General features: G+C 68.3%; 16 protein-coding genes. 13 read left to right on the forward strand and 3 right to left on the reverse strand.

The features are described 5' to 3' along the window. Positions 1 to 127 precede the first annotated feature (127 nt). The 4 genes from K0H49_RS00695 to K0H49_RS00710 are packed head-to-tail and all read left to right on the forward strand — an operon-like array spanning position 128 to position 1,906. Positions 128 to 436 (forward strand): hypothetical protein, encoded by a 309-nt coding sequence (locus K0H49_RS00695; RefSeq protein WP_374122282.1) that lies wholly within the window; start codon positions 128 to 130, stop codon positions 434 to 436. Next, positions 433 to 759 carry a hypothetical protein gene (locus tag K0H49_RS00700; RefSeq protein WP_219209226.1) on the forward strand — a complete coding sequence of 109 codons (327 nt, stop codon included), beginning with the start codon at positions 433 to 435 and terminating at the stop codon, positions 757 to 759. Before K0H49_RS00695 ends, K0H49_RS00700 begins: the two co-directional genes overlap by 4 nt. Next, positions 756 to 1,403: a hypothetical protein gene (locus tag K0H49_RS00705; protein WP_219209227.1), complete on the forward strand. Its 648-nt coding sequence runs from the start codon at positions 756 to 758 to the stop codon at positions 1,401 to 1,403. Before K0H49_RS00700 ends, K0H49_RS00705 begins: the two co-directional genes overlap by 4 nt. Next, entirely contained in the window at positions 1,400 to 1,906 is a 507-nt protein-coding gene (locus tag K0H49_RS00710) for a DUF2514 family protein (protein ID WP_219209228.1), read from the forward strand. The genes K0H49_RS00705 and K0H49_RS00710 overlap by 4 nt, the downstream gene beginning before the upstream one ends. A 23-nt stretch (positions 1,907 to 1,929) precedes the next feature. On the opposite strand, the gene K0H49_RS00715 is transcribed toward K0H49_RS00710, so the two are convergent. Next, positions 1,930 to 2,301: a hypothetical protein gene (locus tag K0H49_RS00715; RefSeq protein ID WP_219209229.1), complete on the reverse strand. Its 372-nt coding sequence runs from the start codon at positions 2,299 to 2,301 to the stop codon at positions 1,930 to 1,932. A gap of 367 nt (positions 2,302 to 2,668) precedes the next feature. On the opposite strand from K0H49_RS00715, the gene K0H49_RS00720 reads away from it, so the two are divergent. Beyond that, complete coding sequence (locus tag K0H49_RS00720) at positions 2,669 to 3,634, forward strand: SGNH/GDSL hydrolase family protein (protein ID WP_219209230.1); 966 nt, start codon at positions 2,669 to 2,671, stop codon at positions 3,632 to 3,634. 561 nt (positions 3,635 to 4,195) lie between these two features. Here the strand turns inward: K0H49_RS00720 and K0H49_RS00725 are convergent. Beyond that, positions 4,196 to 5,587: an aminotransferase-like domain-containing protein gene (locus K0H49_RS00725; RefSeq protein WP_219209231.1), complete on the reverse strand. Its 1,392-nt coding sequence runs from the start codon at positions 5,585 to 5,587 to the stop codon at positions 4,196 to 4,198. Between the two features lie 356 nt (positions 5,588 to 5,943). On the opposite strand from K0H49_RS00725, the gene K0H49_RS00730 reads away from it, so the two are divergent. From K0H49_RS00730 to K0H49_RS00765, 8 genes are all read left to right on the forward strand, one after another. After that, on the forward strand, positions 5,944 to 6,426 hold the full coding sequence (locus tag K0H49_RS00730; protein ID WP_219209232.1) for an MSMEG_0572/Sll0783 family nitrogen starvation response protein: 483 nt from the start codon (positions 5,944 to 5,946) through the stop codon (positions 6,424 to 6,426). Between the two features lie 2 nt (positions 6,427 to 6,428). Next, positions 6,429 to 7,478 (forward strand): Nit6803 family nitrilase, encoded by a 1,050-nt coding sequence (locus K0H49_RS00735; protein ID WP_219209233.1) that lies wholly within the window; start codon positions 6,429 to 6,431, stop codon positions 7,476 to 7,478. After that, a complete protein-coding gene (locus tag K0H49_RS00740; RefSeq protein WP_219209269.1) occupies positions 7,441 to 8,511 on the forward strand; it encodes an MSMEG_0568 family radical SAM protein in 1,071 nt (356 codons plus the stop codon). Before K0H49_RS00735 ends, K0H49_RS00740 begins: the two co-directional genes overlap by 38 nt. Before the next feature lie 3 nt (positions 8,512 to 8,514). After that, positions 8,515 to 9,114 carry an MSMEG_0567/Sll0786 family nitrogen starvation N-acetyltransferase gene (locus K0H49_RS00745; RefSeq protein ID WP_219209234.1) on the forward strand — a complete coding sequence of 200 codons (600 nt, stop codon included), beginning with the start codon at positions 8,515 to 8,517 and terminating at the stop codon, positions 9,112 to 9,114. 76 nt (positions 9,115 to 9,190) lie between these two features. Then, positions 9,191 to 10,168: a sll0787 family AIR synthase-like protein gene (locus K0H49_RS00750; RefSeq protein WP_219209270.1), complete on the forward strand. Its 978-nt coding sequence runs from the start codon at positions 9,191 to 9,193 to the stop codon at positions 10,166 to 10,168. Continuing rightward, a complete protein-coding gene (locus K0H49_RS00755; protein ID WP_219209235.1) occupies positions 10,161 to 11,369 on the forward strand; it encodes an MSMEG_0565 family glycosyltransferase in 1,209 nt (402 codons plus the stop codon). The genes K0H49_RS00750 and K0H49_RS00755 overlap by 8 nt, the downstream gene beginning before the upstream one ends. Before the next feature lie 12 nt (positions 11,370 to 11,381). Then, positions 11,382 to 11,666 (forward strand): MSMEG_0570 family nitrogen starvation response protein, encoded by a 285-nt coding sequence (locus K0H49_RS00760; RefSeq protein ID WP_219209236.1) that lies wholly within the window; start codon positions 11,382 to 11,384, stop codon positions 11,664 to 11,666. Positions 11,667 to 11,688: 22 nt separating this feature from the next. Further along, a complete protein-coding gene (locus tag K0H49_RS00765; RefSeq protein WP_219209237.1) occupies positions 11,689 to 13,020 on the forward strand; it encodes an MSMEG_0569 family flavin-dependent oxidoreductase in 1,332 nt (443 codons plus the stop codon). A gap of 175 nt (positions 13,021 to 13,195) precedes the next feature. On the opposite strand, the gene K0H49_RS00770 is transcribed toward K0H49_RS00765, so the two are convergent. Then, positions 13,196 to 14,173 (reverse strand): hypothetical protein, encoded by a 978-nt coding sequence (locus tag K0H49_RS00770; RefSeq protein ID WP_257624522.1) that lies wholly within the window; start codon positions 14,171 to 14,173, stop codon positions 13,196 to 13,198. Positions 14,174 to 14,354 lie beyond the last annotated feature (181 nt).

A 14,354-nucleotide genomic window follows, 5' to 3' on the forward strand; every position in this document is an offset into this window, starting at 1 on the left:
TCGTCTCGAACAGGCCACATGACCTCATCCTTACTCAAACCCGCTTCGGCGGGTTTTTTCATGCCTGAAAGGTTCCCATGACCGACCACCGTTTCAGAGGCACCCGATGCCAATGAGCCCCTCCGACGTGAACTTCGACGCCTGGGCCGCAAAGCTCGCGGGCGTGGCCGGCGCCGTCGTGTCGATGCGCTTCCTGCAGGGCACTTGGCCGGAACGCGTCTTCATGGCGCTCTCCGGCGCGGTGCTGAGCTACTTCGCCACGCCGTTCCTGTCCGCGCGCATCGGTCTGCCGGAAGGCCTCACCGGCTTCCTACTGGGCCTGTTCGGCATGGCTATCACGTCACGCGCCTGGGAGTGGGTGCAGACGACGCCGGTGGGCGCGCTGTGGCAGATCGCGCTCGATTGGCTGCAACGCAGATCAGGAGCTCCGAAATGAACGCCTACATCGTCACCGCGCATGCGGTGCTTTCCATCGTCTGCTGGTGTGTCGTTGGCCTCGGCGCGACCGTCGCGGTGTTCTCGCCCACGGTCAAGGACACGACCGCCGAGCGGCTCGCGCTCGCGGCCATCGCCATAGGTGCCTTCGCGACGGCGTGCCGGGTTATCCGGCAGGGCTGGATCAGCGAGGGCGGCCTGTTCCTCTCCGCGGCGCTGGCCTTCTATGTCATGGCGATCGTCTGGAAACACGTGCGCGAGCACCTGCGGGGCGCGGCTGCGTCGCTGCCGAACGACAAGACGCGGCCGGGAGATCTCGAATGACGCGCTCGCGGGACGACTGGGCGCGGATCCTGACCATGTGCGGCATCAAGCCGACGCAGGTCGCGATGTGGTCGGGCGTGTTCGCGCACACGCCGAGGATGGACCGCTTCAGCCAGGGCGACGCTGACCTGGCGCAGTTCCTGGCCAACGTCCTGGTCGAGAGCCAGGGCCTGCAGAAGCTGAAGGAGAGCGGCAACTACAGCGCCGCGCGCATCCGCGAGCTGGGCAACGCATCGCCGCCCGGCAGCCGGTGGCGCTCCCTGGTGCCGCGCGCCGAGGAGCTGGCATTCAACGAGCAGAAGTTCTTCGAGGCCTGCTACGGCGGCCGCGGCGGCAACCGTCCCGAGGGCGCCGGCGACGGAGCACGCTACCCGGGCCGCGGGCTGATCATGCTGACCTTCGCCGACGGCTACCGCTGGCAGGGCCTGCGCAGCGGCCAGGACCTGACCGTCCTGCCCGAGCTCGCCGAGCAGCCGCACTTCGCGCTCGAGTTCGCGTTCGATTGGTGGGAGGGCAAGGTGCCTGACGCCTACCTGGCCGACACGGTGAAGGTGCGGCGCGTGGTCAACGGCGGCACGTTCGGCCTGCGCGAGGTCGAGGAGATGCTCGTCAAGGCGCGCCGCGCCCTGCAGGGGCCCGCATGATGGCCGCGGCCCGCCTGCTGCTGGCGAACTGGAAGCTGCTGCTGGTCGCGGTGCTGCTGGCCGCGCTGGGCGTGCAGACGGTGCGCATCGCCGGACTGAAGCAGGAGGCGGCCGAGCAGCGCGCCACCGACGCCGAATCCCTGCGCCTGGCCATGAAGGCGCAGCGCGACGAATTTGACCGACGCCAGAGCTTCATGGACCAGGAGGCCTCCCATGCACAAACCCAACTCGCTGCCCTTGCGGGCGATCTCGCTGATGCTCGCCGCGCTGGCGGCGGCCTGCACGACGCCGCCCAGCTCGCCGCCGACGCTGCCCGCCGGCGTGCCCCGGCTTGCCCCGCAGCTGCGGCAATCCCTGGAGGCGACCCCATCGGAGTGCTTGCCGACGTGCTTGCAGGGGCTGACCGCCTGGCGGAAGTCTTCGCAGCAACGGCTGACGAGCGCGGTATCCGGGCCGCCGGCTGCGAGCGGGCCCACGACGACCTCCAGCCCGCCACCCGGTAGCGCGCCGTCGCGCTGAGCGCGCACTACCTCCAATCCGGTGTGTCCATGTCGTCGTCGTTCGGATGGAACCCCGTGGCGCTCCTCACGTCCATCTTGAGCATGGCCTCGTAGGCGCGGTCCCGGTCGAACATGCACCACCATGTCTGCTTCACCCGCTCGGGCGAACTCTTCGAACCCCTGATGCGCAGCTCGGTGCCCTCGATCATCAAGCCGCCTTCCTTGGCCGTCAGCGCCTTCGCCCAGTGCAGGTCATGGAAGGTGATCCCCGTCGCCTTTACCGTCAGGTGCGCGATGTACGCATGCCGCCCGAACCGCTCGCGCATGTTCTTGGCGACCGGGCCGAAGTAGAGGTCGCCGGGCACGGCGCCGCGCTGGATGATCGAATTGATCGACATCCAGCATCCGGATTCGCGGAGGCGGTAGATGGCGCAGAGCACTGTATGAATATACAGCGATTGATGCGGACTGACCGGGGACAGACAGCCCTGGGGCGGTAAGCGCAGATAGGAATGGCGCCCGAGGATCCAAATCGTGCACCGTTAGTTTGTAGGCATGCGCGTAGGCATCGTTCGAAAATATCTCCTGCAAGCCGCGCCAGTGCTTGTGATGTGCCTTCCTCCCTCTCCTCCAGTGTTCGATCCGTTCGGACCGAACACTGCTTAGAAGCCCCGCATGACGGGGCTTTTTTGCGTCTGTGATCCGCCGGATCGAGGCCGACCACTGCCCTGCTTACAATTGGTGATTAATTGTACGGATGCTTGCATGTGGAAGATTTGGTTCGTGAGTATCAACTTTGCCGTTGCCATTTGGGTCGTATTTGATATTCGAAAACGCCTTCTCCCTCCGGGAAAATGGCTGGCCGGCGCCTTTCTTTTCACCGTTGCTGCGTTGCCTGTCTATCTGGCAAGGACCGGCAGGGGGCGCCCAATATGTGCGGCGTCCGTCATCCTCTATGTCGTTGCGGTGCTTGCAGGAATGCCGTACGGCGTTTTTGAGAATATCGTCAAAACCAGTCCCTTCTGGAAACACGATGTGCACGGTGAGAAGCAGTTCATGGCGAGAAAATTGCCGGACGCTGTCTGGGAGAACAAACGCATTCTGGCCGTTGGGACGTCGATCACCGCAGGTGCCGCCGCGCCCTACCGTGACGGCTTCGTCGACCGCGCTGTGAGGTGGCACGGTGCCACCCTTGTCAACGCCGCAGTCGGTTCGAGCGGCATCGTGTGGGATGGCAAGCGCGCCCGCAGCTTGGGCGCAACGAGGGCAGAGTTGACGGAGAAGGGTTTCGATCCTGATCAGTCCTTTGAAAGCCGGCTATTGGGCAAACGGGTCGATCTCGTGCTGTTCGATCATGGTTACAACGACCGTGACCACCCCCTGGGCAGCATCGACGACCAGACGCCCTCGACCTTGTACGGCGCCTATAACCGGGTCATCAAGGCGCTGCTGGCCGAGCAGCCGGACGTCCAGATGGTCTTCATCACCCCTCCGACGCTGCTGACGCCTTACAGCGCGGGGAGGGACGAACACACAGGCACGGCGGCGGTACGAGAGGCGGTCTTTGCTATTGCAAAGAAGTACGACAGTCGTGTGCTCGACATGACGCATCTCGCCGGGTTCGACCGGGCAGACATGGATGCGGGCGCATTCCTCGACTCCGTGCATCCCGTCGGCGCCAGCCACCACCGCATGGCGCATGTGTTGCAGCGCTTCCTGGCGGACTTTTGAGGCGCGTGAAACGTCCTGATTGGCTGCGCAGTCGTTCGCCATTTGGAATGGCAAGCTTGAACCGTTATCGAAGAATTCCTTTCAGCGCCGCGGCGTCAATCGGGGCTGCGGGACGTTCCAATGCACGTGAAGACAGTCGGTCTTGCCTCATCGAAAGTCGAATGGTTTTGACGGCGGATGCACCGGTGCACGAAGCTTGAAGACATTCCCGGCCACGGTGTGGTCCTGAACTGCCTGCGACGGCTGATGCCGGACCTGAAGCCGTGCTCGCGTTCCGCAGTGGATTCTTTTCAATTTCGGCGGGGAGGACGGCAATGCCCGGGCGTTCGCGCAGGCTTGTCATCAGGCACGACAGGGCGTCCAGTCGCCGTCCTTGATCGCGTCCTTCGGGCTTGGGCGCTCTGGCCGCGTGCGGCTTTCGTCGACCAGCGCCCACATCGCGCAGGAGGGCGAGCTCTTTGAAGGTGGCCAACTCGCGCACAGAGGGCTCGTCGTGAACGCATTGAAGGTTCTGCAAAAGCCGGCGCGACGGGGCGTGCTTCGTCTGTGGCTGTCCCGTCCCTACATCACCGTCGCATGCGGATGCAGCGGATGCGCCAGCGTGTCGGCGATCAGCCGCAGCGCATGGTCGCAGGCTTCGCGCGACATCGGGCCGCCCAGGCAGATGCGCACCGCCTCGGGCGGGGCGCCGTCGGTGGAGAAGGCCGCGCTCGCGACCACGCCCACGTTCTGCGAGCGCAGGTAGGAGGCGAACTCCACCGTGCTCCAGGCCGAACTCAGCGGCAGCCACAGATGGAAGCCCTCGCTCGGCGCACCGACGCCGTAGGCGCCCAGGTGGCGGGCCGCCATGGCCTGCCGCACCGCCGATTCGCCGCGCACGGCCTGCAGCATCGCGTCGGCGGTGCCGTCCTCGACCCACAGCGTCGCCAGCGCGTTGGTGATCGGCGAGGCCATCACGGTGGTGGCGCGCAGCGCACCCGCGAGGCGCTGCGACTGCCGCGCGCTGGGTGAACGCACGTAGGCATTGCGCAGGCCCGCGCCCAGCGTCTTGGAAAAACCGGTGATGTAGTAGGTGAGCTCGGGCGCGAGCGTGGCGATGGCCGGTGGCATCTGGCGCGGCAGCAGGCCGTAGGCGTCGTCCTCGATGATCGGGATCGCATAGCGCAGCGCGATGTCGGCCAGCGCTTCGCGCCGCGCGCGCGAGACGGTGGCGGTGGTCGGGTTGTTGAGCGTGGGGTTGATGCACAGCGCCTTGGGCTTGAGCGTCTTGCAGGCGTGCTCGAAGGATTCGCCGATCGGCCCTTCCTCGTCGAGCGGCAGCGCATGCAGCTGGATGCCCAGCTGCGTGGCGATGGCCTTCACGCCGGGATAGGTCAGCGCCTCGACGCAGATCAGCTCGCCGGGCCGCGCGAGCTGCGAGAACAGCGCGGTCAGCACGCTGTGGATGCCGGGGCACACCAGCAGCTGGTCGATCCTGCAGTCGGGGATGCGCGCGCGGAGCCACTGCATGCCGGCCTCGCGGTCGCGCGGCGTGCCGCCGAAGTCCTGGTAGCGCAGCAGGTCGTAGGAGGCGGTGTCGCGCATCACGCGCGCCGCGCTGGTCTGCATGCGGTCGAGCAGCGCCGCGTCCTGCGGCTCGGGCGGCAGGTTCATCGACATCTCGGCGCCGCCGCCGCCGCGCAGCGGCACGCCCGGGCTGGTGCCGCGGATGAAGGTGCCGGTGCCCGAGCGCGAATCGATCAGCCCGCGCTTGCGCGCCTCGGCATAGCCGCGCGCCACCGTCGTGTAGTTCAGGCGCAGGTCGGCCGCCAGGTCGCGCAGCGTGGGCAGCCTGTCGCGGGCCGTGAGACGGCCCGTGCGGATGTCCTCGGCAATCAGGTCGGCGAGCAGCAGGTAGGCCGGCTTGTCGCTGGCTTCCAGCCGCTTCTGCCAGTGCTGGGTGGTCTTGTCCATCGCGTGCTCCGTCGAAGTTGATCGCATGGCTTGATCGGATCGATCGGAGGTGATGAACGCATGAAGCGTGCCGCCGGCAGAGGGCGGGAATGCATGGATCGTGTGCATCCGCATCCAATGATCGGGTGCATTGATTGCACGGAAATGCATCAAACGGGTGCGGCGCGGCAGCCGGCGATAGGCCCGGAGGCGCCCACGACATGCGGCGCGAAATTCTTTTCGGGTCCGCATGGCGCACGCCTGCTGATTGATCGCGCATTGATCGCACGCCGCGGCAACGGAGGTGGCACACCGCATGCGAAAGAGAAGGGCGCGCAAGCCCTTTTTCTTTCATCCATCCCTCAACGGAGTCCCGCATGCCCCAAGTCACCAAAGCCCCCAACGTCACCGGCGAACACCTGGTCGACTACGAACAGAAAGTCTTCGAGGACGTGAAGGCCGACCCCGGCGAGAAGGCGCTGGTCACCTTCCACACCGTGGCCTTTGAAGGCTCGATCGGTTTCGTCAACCTGCTGCAGGCCACGCGCCTCAAGCGCAAGGGCTACGAGACCTCGGTGCTGCTCTACGGCCCGGGCGTCACGCTGGGCGTGCAGCGCGGCTTCCCCACGCTGGGCGACGAGGCCTTTCCAGGCCACCAGAACTTCAACAAGCAGATCGTCAAGTTCATGGAGGAGGGCGGCAAGGTCTACGCCTGCCGCTTCGCGCTGCAGGCGCTGTACGGCCATGGTGAAGGCGCGCTGATCCCGGGCATCACGCCGATCAACCCGCTCGACGTGCTGGACATCGTGCTGCTGCACAAGAAGGCCGGCGCGGTGATCCTCGACACCTGGACGCTCTGATCATGAGCCGGATCGTCCGCGCTGCCGCAGTCCAGATCGCGCCCGACTTCGAGAACGTCGACGGCACCCTGAACCGGGTGTGCGCGGCGATCGACGAGGCCGGCGCCCAGGGCGCGCAACTGGTGGTCTTCCCCGAGACCTTCGTGCCCTACTACCCCTACTTCTCCTTCGTGCAGCCGCCGGTGCTCCAGGGCCCGGCGCACCTGCGGCTGATGGAACGCGCGGTGGTGGTGCCGGGGCCGGTCACGCTGGCGGTGGCCGAGCGGGCACGCGCCCACGGCATGGTGGTGCTGCTGGGCGTGAACGAGCGCGACCATGGCAGCCTCTACAACACGCAGCTGCTGTTCGACGCCGACGGCACGCTGGCGCTCAAGCGCCGCAAGATCACGCCGACGTACCACGAGCGGATGGTCTGGGGCCAGGGCGATGCGGCGGGGCTGAAGGTGGTCGACACCGCCGTCGGGCGCGTGGGCGCGCTGGCCTGCTGGGAGCACTACAACCCGCTCGCGCGCTATGCGCTGATGGCGCAGCACGAGGAGATCCACTGCGCGCAGTTCCCCGGCTCGCTGGTCGGTCCGATCTTCGCCGAGCAGATGGAGGTCGCCATCCGCCATCACGCGCTCGAGTCGGGCTGCTTCGTCGTCAACGCGACGGGCTGGCTCGGCGAGGCGCAGATCCAGGCCATCACGCCCGATGCGGGCCTGCAGAAGGCGCTGCGCGGCGGCTGCCACACGGCCATCGTCTCGCCCGAAGGCAAGCACCTCGCTGCGCCGCTGACCGAAGGCGAGGGCATGGTCATCGCCGACCTCGACATGGCGCTGATCAGCAAGCGCAAGCGAATGATGGATTCGGTGGGCCACTACGCGCGGCCCGAACTGCTGAGCCTGGCCATCAACGACCGACCCGCCGCCACCACCTTCGCGATGCCGACGGGCGCCCCTGCTTCTTCTTCGTTCCCTTCCAACGGAATCAAACCCCATGACCACGACAGCCTCTCCCTCCAGCCGGCAGTTGATGACCGAGTTGCAGTCCTTCGGGTTGCGGCTGGCTGATCCTTCGGCCGGCGCGGTCAGCCGCCGCGGCGGCGCGGGTCCGTCGGACCACAAGGCCGTGGTCGTCGACGGCCACACGATCATGGTGCCGGTGCACACCTCGACCGCGTGGCACTCGCCCTTCACCGCGCAGGCGCCCGATGCGCAGGGCCAGAGCACGCTCACGCGTGGCGCGATTCCCATCGCGCGCATCAGTTTCCCCAAGCAGCCGCGCTTCTACGGCATGCAGACCTTCGATGGCGTGCCCTATTCGCACATCGCCACGCTGCACGGCAGCGACGTGCTGGCCACCACGGTGTTGCAGACCTGCATCCGCTACGAGAGCCGCAGGAAGACCTGCAAGTTCTGCGCGATCGGCCAGTCGCTCGCGGCCGGCCGCACCATTGCCCGCAAGACGCCCGAGCAGCTGGCCGAAGTCGCGCGCGCCGCGGTGCTGCTCGACGGCGTGAAGCACATGGTGCTGACCACCGGCACGCCCAACGCCACCGACCGCGGCGCGCAGATCCTGTGCGAGAGCGCGTTCGCGATCAAGGCCGCGGTCGACATCCCGATCCAGGGCCAGTGCGAGCCGCCGGACGACGACCGCTGGTTCGCGCGCATGAAGGCGGCCGGCATCGACACGCTGGGCATGCATCTCGAGGTGGTCACGCCCGCCGTGCGCGCGCAGATCATGCCGGGCAAGGCCAGCGTGCCGATCTCGCGCTACATGAGCGCCTTCGAGGCCGCCGTGGGCGTGTTCGGCCGCGGCCAGGTCAGCACCTACATCCTGGCCGGTCTGGGCGACACGCGCGAGGCCATCCTCGAGATCTGCGATGCGCTGCTGGCGCTGGGCGTGTACCCCTTCGTGGTGCCCTTCGTGCCGATCAGCGGCACGCCGCTCGAAGACCATCCCGCGCCGACGCCCGCCTTCATGCAGTCGATCCTGCAGCCGCTGGGCCAGCGCGTAGCCGCAGCCGGGCTGCGCTCGGGCGACATCAAGGCAGGGTGCGGCAAGTGCGGGGCGTGTTCGTCGCTGTCCGTCTACGAGAACTGAACCATGTGTTGCATCGACGATGTAATCGAGCCCGTGGGGCACTACGCGCCCGTCGAGTTCCTGGTGCGCGAGGCCGTGCAGCCCTGGGAGCGCGACGAGGCCCATGCGCTGCGGCGCGCGGTGTTCTGCATCGAGCAGGGCCTGTTCATTGGCGACGACCGCGATGCCGTCGACGACCGCGCGCAGCTGCTGGTCGCGATGTCCTGCATCGGCGGCATGCCCGACCAGGTCGTGGGCACGGTGCGCATCCACGAGGAGACGCCGGGGGTGTGGTGGGGCTCGCGGCTTGCGGTGCACGCCGCCTTCCGCAGCCAGGGCCACCTGGGCGCGACGCTGATCCGGCTGGCCGTCACGCGCGCGCATGCGCAGGGCGCCCACGGCTTCAAGGCGCATGTGCAGGCGCAGAACGAGGCGCTGTTCCACAAGCTGCACTGGCGCACGACCGGCACGCTCGCGATCCATGGCCGGCCGCATGTGGCGATGCAGCCCGACTTCGCGCACTACCCGCCGTGCCATGACCCGGTGAGCGGCTTCGTGTCGCGGGCGCGTGCTTCTTTGCCCTGTCCCGCCGCGAGCGGGCAAGAGGGCCGCAGCCGTGGATAAGCTTGCTTCTCACACCGAAGGCCCGGTGCCCTCACCCCAACCCTCCGCCGGAGGCAGCGGGGGAAATACCGAGGCGCTGCACGAGGTCGTCATCGCCCTGCGCGACAGCCGCGGCTTCGCCCACAAGCGCGACATCAGCGACATCGTGACCGCATTGGGCCAGGCGCTGCCCGGTGGCGGCGCGGACCTGGCCCAGGCCGTGCCGCTCGGTGACGACTGCGCGGCCATCCCCGATGGCCACGGCGGCTATCTGCTGTTCGCCATCGAGGGCCTGGTCGAGGACTTCATCGAGCGCATGCCCTGGTTCGCGGGCTACGCGGGCGTGATGGTCAACGTGAGCGACATCTATGCGATGGGCGGTCGGCCGACGGCCGTGGTCGACGCGCTCTGGAGCGCGGGCATGCAGCCGGCCGACCAGATGCTCCAGGGCATGGCCGAGGCCTCGTCGAAATACGGCGTGCCGATCGTCGGCGGCCACAGCAACAACCGCAGCGTGCGGCCGCAGCTCGCGGTCGCGATCCTCGGCCATGCGAAGAAGCTGCTGACCAGCTTCAGCGCGCGGCCCGGCGACCTGCTGCTGATGGCCATCGACCTGCGCGGCGCCTACCAGGAGCCCTTTCCCTACTGGAACGCATCGACCACCGCACCCGGCGCACGCCTGCGTGCCGACCTCGAACTGCTGCCCGCGCTGGCCGAGGCTGGCCTATGCGATGCGGCCAAGGACATCAGCATGGCCGGCGCCATCGGCACCACGCTGATGCTGCTCGAGTGTTCGAAGGTGGGCGCGACCCTCGACCTCGACGCGATCCCGCGGCCCGGGGGCGTGCCACTGCTGCGCTGGCTCACCTCCTTCCCGAGCTTCGGCTTCGTGCTCAGCGTGCGGCCCGAGGCGCTGGGCGAGGTGCTCACGCGCTTCGCGGCGCGCGACATCGCCTGCCAGGTCGTGGGCGAGGTCGACGACAGCCGCACGCTGATGCTGAAGCAGGGCGACGCGCGCCAGCTGCTGTGGGACCTGAACACCGATGCCTTCATCGGCGAGGCCCGCCATGCGTGACGCACCGCTCAAGATCGGCCTGCTCACCCATTCGGTCAACCCGCGGGGTGGCGTGGTCCACACGCTCGAGCTCGCGCATGCGTTGCACGATGCGGGCCACGACGTGACGGTGATGGCGCCCGCATCGCCAGGCCAGAAATTCTTCCGGCCGGTGTGCTGTGCCACGCGGCTGATCCCGGTCGACGCTGTGCCGCGCGACATGGTGGCGATGGTGGGGTCGCGCATCGAGGCCTTCACCGCGTCCATCGGCGCACTGCTCGAGACCGCGCGTTTCGACGTGCTGCACACGCACGACCCGATCGGGGGCAATGCGCTGGCCAACCTGGTGGACGCGGAGCGCATCGAGGGCTTCGTGCGCACGGTGCACCACCTCGAGGTCTTCGACGACGTGCAGCTCATGCGCTGGCAGTCGCGCGGTTTCCAGGCCGCGCGCCAGGTATTCTGCGTCAGCCGACTCTGGCAACGCATGCTGTCCGAGCAACATGGCGTGAACGCCGCCGAGGTGCGCAACGGCCTGCAGCGCGGTCGCTTCAGTCCGCTGCGGCAAGCCACCGACGCGGCACTCGCGCAGCGCCTGGGCGTGCGCACGGGCGCGCCCGTGGTGCTCGCGCTGGGCGGCATCGAGGCGCGCAAGAACACGGTGCGGCTGCTGCAGGCCTTCGTGCTGCTGCGCGCCCGCTGGCCGGAGGCGCAGCTCGTGATCGCGGGCGGTGCGAGCCTGCTCGACCATGCGCCGTACGCACGCGAGTTCGGGGCCTTGGCGCGGGCCAGCGGCCTGGCCGTCGGCCCGGGCGCACCCATCGTGCGCACCGGCGCGCTGCCCGACGAGGACATCCCCGCGCTCTACCGGCTGGCCGACGTGGTGGCGATGCCCTCGCTCAACGAGGGCTTCGGCCTGGTCACGCTGGAAGCGCTGGCCAGCGGCGTGCCGATCGTCGTGTCGCGCATCGCGCCCTTCACCGAGTATCTCGAAGAGGCCGATGCGTACTGGGCCGACCCGCTGCGTTCGGCCTCCATCGCGCAAGCGCTGACGGCCGCGCTCGCGTCACGCTCGTCGGCACAAACCGCGGCGATCGCGGCAAACGCCGCGCGCTTGGGCGCCACCTTCGGCTGGACCGCGAGCGCGGCCCGTCATGTGCAGCTCTACCGCGAGGGCCTGCACGGCAGCGCCGCGCTCGCCGAGCGATCCATCTTTTCTTGAGGACCCGTTCCCATGCCCGTCATGCATTTCCGCGTCCGCTGGCCCGACCAGAGCGAGACCCGTTGCTATTCGCCCTCGCTGGTCGTGCAGGACTTCCTCGCGCCCGGTCAGGTCTATGAGCTGCCCGACTTCCTGGGCCGCACGCGCGAGGCGCTGGGCATCGCCTCGGAACGTGTGCGCGCCAAGTTCGGCTTCGCCTGTTCGCAGGCCATGGACCAGCTCGGCGAGATCGAGCGCATCGCCGCCCGCTTCGCCGACCGGCCCGATGCGCGGGTCACCGTGCTCGGCTTCGATTGACCGCTTCCAAAGGACCTCCATCATGACCCCACCCAAGACCACCCACTACAGCGTCGTCATCGTCGGCGGCGGCCAGGCCGGCCTGTCGCTGAGCCATGGCTTGCAGCAGCGCGGCATCGACCACCTCGTGATCGAGAAGCGCACGCTGGTGCATTCCTGGCGCACGCAGCGCTGGGATTCCTTCTGCCTGGTCACGCCCAACTGGCAGTGCAACCTGCCGGGCTGGTCGTACACCGGCAGCGATCCGCACGGCTTCATGGTGAAGGACGAGATCAACGCCTGGCTCGCGGGCTTCGTCGAGCAGGTGCAGGCGCCGGCGCTCGAGGGCGTGACGGTCGAGAAGGTCTCGCCTGTCGCGGCTTCGGGCGAGGCCGTGCGCTACACCGTCGACACCAGCGCGGGCCGCTTCACCGCCGACCAGGTGGTGGTGGCCTCGGGCGGCTACCACAAGCCGGTGGTGCCGCGCATGGCCGAGAAGCTGCCCTCGTCGATCGTGCAGTACCACTCGGCGCAGTACCGCAACCCCGCGCAGCTGCCCGAAGGCGGCGTGCTGGTGGTGGGATGTGGCCAGTCGGGCGCGCAGATCGCGGAAGACCTGCACCTGGCGGGCCGGCAGGTCTACCTCGCGACCGGCAACGCGCCGCGCTGCGCGCGCTTCTACCGCGGCAAGGACGTGGTGGACTGGCTGGCCGGCATGGACTACTACGACATGCCCGTCACGCAGCACCCCTTGCGCGAGGGCGTGCGCGACAACACCAACCATTACGTCACGGGCCGCGACGGCGGGCGCGACATCGACCTGCGGCGCTTCGCCGCCCAGGGCATGGAGCTGTTCGGCCTGCTCACGGGGCTGGAGGGCGAAGTGCTCGAATTCCAGCCCAACCTGCGCGAGAACCTCGATCACGCGGACGCCATCTTCAACGGCATCAACGCCTCGATCGACCGCTTCATCGCCAGCCGCAGCATCGATGCGCCGCCGGGCGAGCCCTATGTGCCGGTGTGGGAGCCCGCGCAGGAGCGCACGCGCCTGAACCTGCGCGAAGCCGGCATCACGAGCGTGCTGTGGTGCATCGGCTTCCTGCCGGATTTCGCCTGGGTCGATGCGCCGGTGTTCAACGGGCGCGGCGAGCCGGTGCACCTGCGTGGCGTGACCGGGCAGCCCGGCCTTTATTTCCTGGGGCTGCCCTGGCTGCACACCTGGGGCTCGGGGCGTTTCTCGGGTGTGGCCCGCGATGCGGAATATCTGGCCGCGCAGATCGCGGGCCGGATCGAGAGGGCCGCTGCGCCGCACGCTGGCGGCGAATCGGGACAACCGCTCGCGAACGCCGCGGTGGCGATGTCTCAGGTGATCTGACTCGATGCCGATGGCGCGGAGGCTCGCGCCCGATCATGCGAAGGGGGCCTCCGCATTCAGCGGAGGCCCCCTGGGCTCAACGGAAGAACAAGGCGATCAGGATGATGATCGGGATCGGCACGCCAAGGAACAGCAGAAGAAGTGAGCGCATGGTGGAGTCCTTTCGTGAGGGAGTTCAGAAGTCGCGGCGACGGCCGCCGTAGGTCGCTGCGAAGCTCGCGACGAAGGCACCGAGGAGCATCGAGACGACCAGCCACAAGGCGCCATAGGCGGAGGTCTTGCGGGCGGTGTCCGCTGCTTCCTTGGCCTTGGTCTTCGCCTCGTTGAGCGTGGCCTGCGCCTTCGCATAGGTGTCGTTCACCCGCTTCTCGGCGTCCTGTTGGCTCAGGCCGGTGCGTTGCGCCACGACCTGGCCGACGTACTTGGCGTCCTCGGGGGGCAGGGCGCCCGTGCGGATGCTGTTCAGGAAAATCCGGCTGACCTCGGTGCCGGCCTCGCGCATCCCGCGCTCGGGTGCCGTCGGCGCTGCTGCCGCAGTGGCGTCCGCAGCGGGCGCCGCGGTGGCGGACGGATCCTTGCGGAACAGCGAATCGATGAAGTAGCCCATGGGCCCGCTGGCGTCGCCCTCCGATGCGTTGTTGGCTGCCGCGCCGGCGGCACCGGCGCCCGCCACGGTCGCCGCGGAGGCCACACCTCCCACGGCCGTCGCGCCGGCCTGTGCGCTGGCACCGACGATCGAACCGATGGCCGAGGTCAGCAAGGCCGCGGTCAGCAGCGTGGCGATCGACCAGGCCAGGAAGCCGTGGGCCGTGTCGCGGAAATAGACCTCATCGGTGTGGATGCCGGCCCACTTGGTCCGCAGCCGCCCCGCAAGGTAGCCACCCATGCCCGAGGCCGCGATCTGCGTGAAGCTCAACCAGAGAACGGCTGCAATGCCGATGGACGCGGCGCTGGCGCCCTGGTTGGCCCAGGGGCTGACGGACGAAAAACCCAGGCCGGTGCCCAGAAGAATGAGCACCAGCGACAGCGATGCCGCCCCCGCGGCCCCCGCAAAAATGGCGGCCCAGGAGACGCCACTGGTCTGAATGTCGCCACGGACTGACGGTGCGTCCTGCAGTCGAGCTGCGAGCGGTGGTTCGGAGTAAGTGGCCATTGCGAATCCTCATTTGTTGGAGGATCGCAATCTCGCGCGCCGCGGTCGACGCCCTGGTCATCCGCCGACCCAAGGCGCGGTAGGCCGCGCGCCCGTCGGCGGTTCGGCTTTCACCCCTGCTCGACGGTCGGCCTCAGGTCGGGCCGACGCCGGTTCCAGCTGGCGCAGCCGATCGTCGGCC

The organism is Variovorax boronicumulans (assembly GCF_019352895.1).
Lineage (GTDB): Bacteria > Pseudomonadota > Gammaproteobacteria > Burkholderiales > Burkholderiaceae_C > Variovorax > Variovorax boronicumulans_A.

What these genes read in the sequence shown, in the direction of transcription:
- K0H49_RS00700 (WP_219209226.1), top strand. Translation starts at nt 433, where the DNA reads ATGAACGCCTACATCGTCACCGCGCATGCGGTGCTTTCCATCGTCTGC.
- K0H49_RS00705 (WP_219209227.1), top strand. Translation starts at nt 756, where the DNA reads ATGACGCGCTCGCGGGACGACTGGGCGCGGATCCTGACCATGTGCGGC.
- K0H49_RS00710 (WP_219209228.1), top strand. Translation starts at nt 1,400, where the DNA reads ATGATGGCCGCGGCCCGCCTGCTGCTGGCGAACTGGAAGCTGCTGCTG.
- K0H49_RS00715 (WP_219209229.1), bottom strand. Translation starts at nt 2,301, where the DNA reads ATGTCGATCAATTCGATCATCCAGCGCGGCGCCGTGCCCGGCGACCTC.
- K0H49_RS00720 (WP_219209230.1), top strand. Translation starts at nt 2,669, where the DNA reads ATGTGGAAGATTTGGTTCGTGAGTATCAACTTTGCCGTTGCCATTTGG.
- K0H49_RS00725 (WP_219209231.1), bottom strand. Translation starts at nt 5,587, where the DNA reads ATGGACAAGACCACCCAGCACTGGCAGAAGCGGCTGGAAGCCAGCGAC.
- K0H49_RS00730 (WP_219209232.1), top strand. Translation starts at nt 5,944, where the DNA reads ATGCCCCAAGTCACCAAAGCCCCCAACGTCACCGGCGAACACCTGGTC.
- K0H49_RS00735 (WP_219209233.1), top strand. Translation starts at nt 6,429, where the DNA reads ATGAGCCGGATCGTCCGCGCTGCCGCAGTCCAGATCGCGCCCGACTTC.
- K0H49_RS00740 (WP_219209269.1), top strand. Translation starts at nt 7,441, where the DNA reads ATGACCGAGTTGCAGTCCTTCGGGTTGCGGCTGGCTGATCCTTCGGCC.
- K0H49_RS00745 (WP_219209234.1), top strand. Translation starts at nt 8,515, where the DNA reads ATGTGTTGCATCGACGATGTAATCGAGCCCGTGGGGCACTACGCGCCC.
- K0H49_RS00755 (WP_219209235.1), top strand. Translation starts at nt 10,161, where the DNA reads ATGCGTGACGCACCGCTCAAGATCGGCCTGCTCACCCATTCGGTCAAC.
- K0H49_RS00760 (WP_219209236.1), top strand. Translation starts at nt 11,382, where the DNA reads ATGCCCGTCATGCATTTCCGCGTCCGCTGGCCCGACCAGAGCGAGACC.
- K0H49_RS00765 (WP_219209237.1), top strand. Translation starts at nt 11,689, where the DNA reads ATGACCCCACCCAAGACCACCCACTACAGCGTCGTCATCGTCGGCGGC.
- K0H49_RS00770 (WP_257624522.1), bottom strand. Translation starts at nt 14,173, where the DNA reads ATGGCCACTTACTCCGAACCACCGCTCGCAGCTCGACTGCAGGACGCA.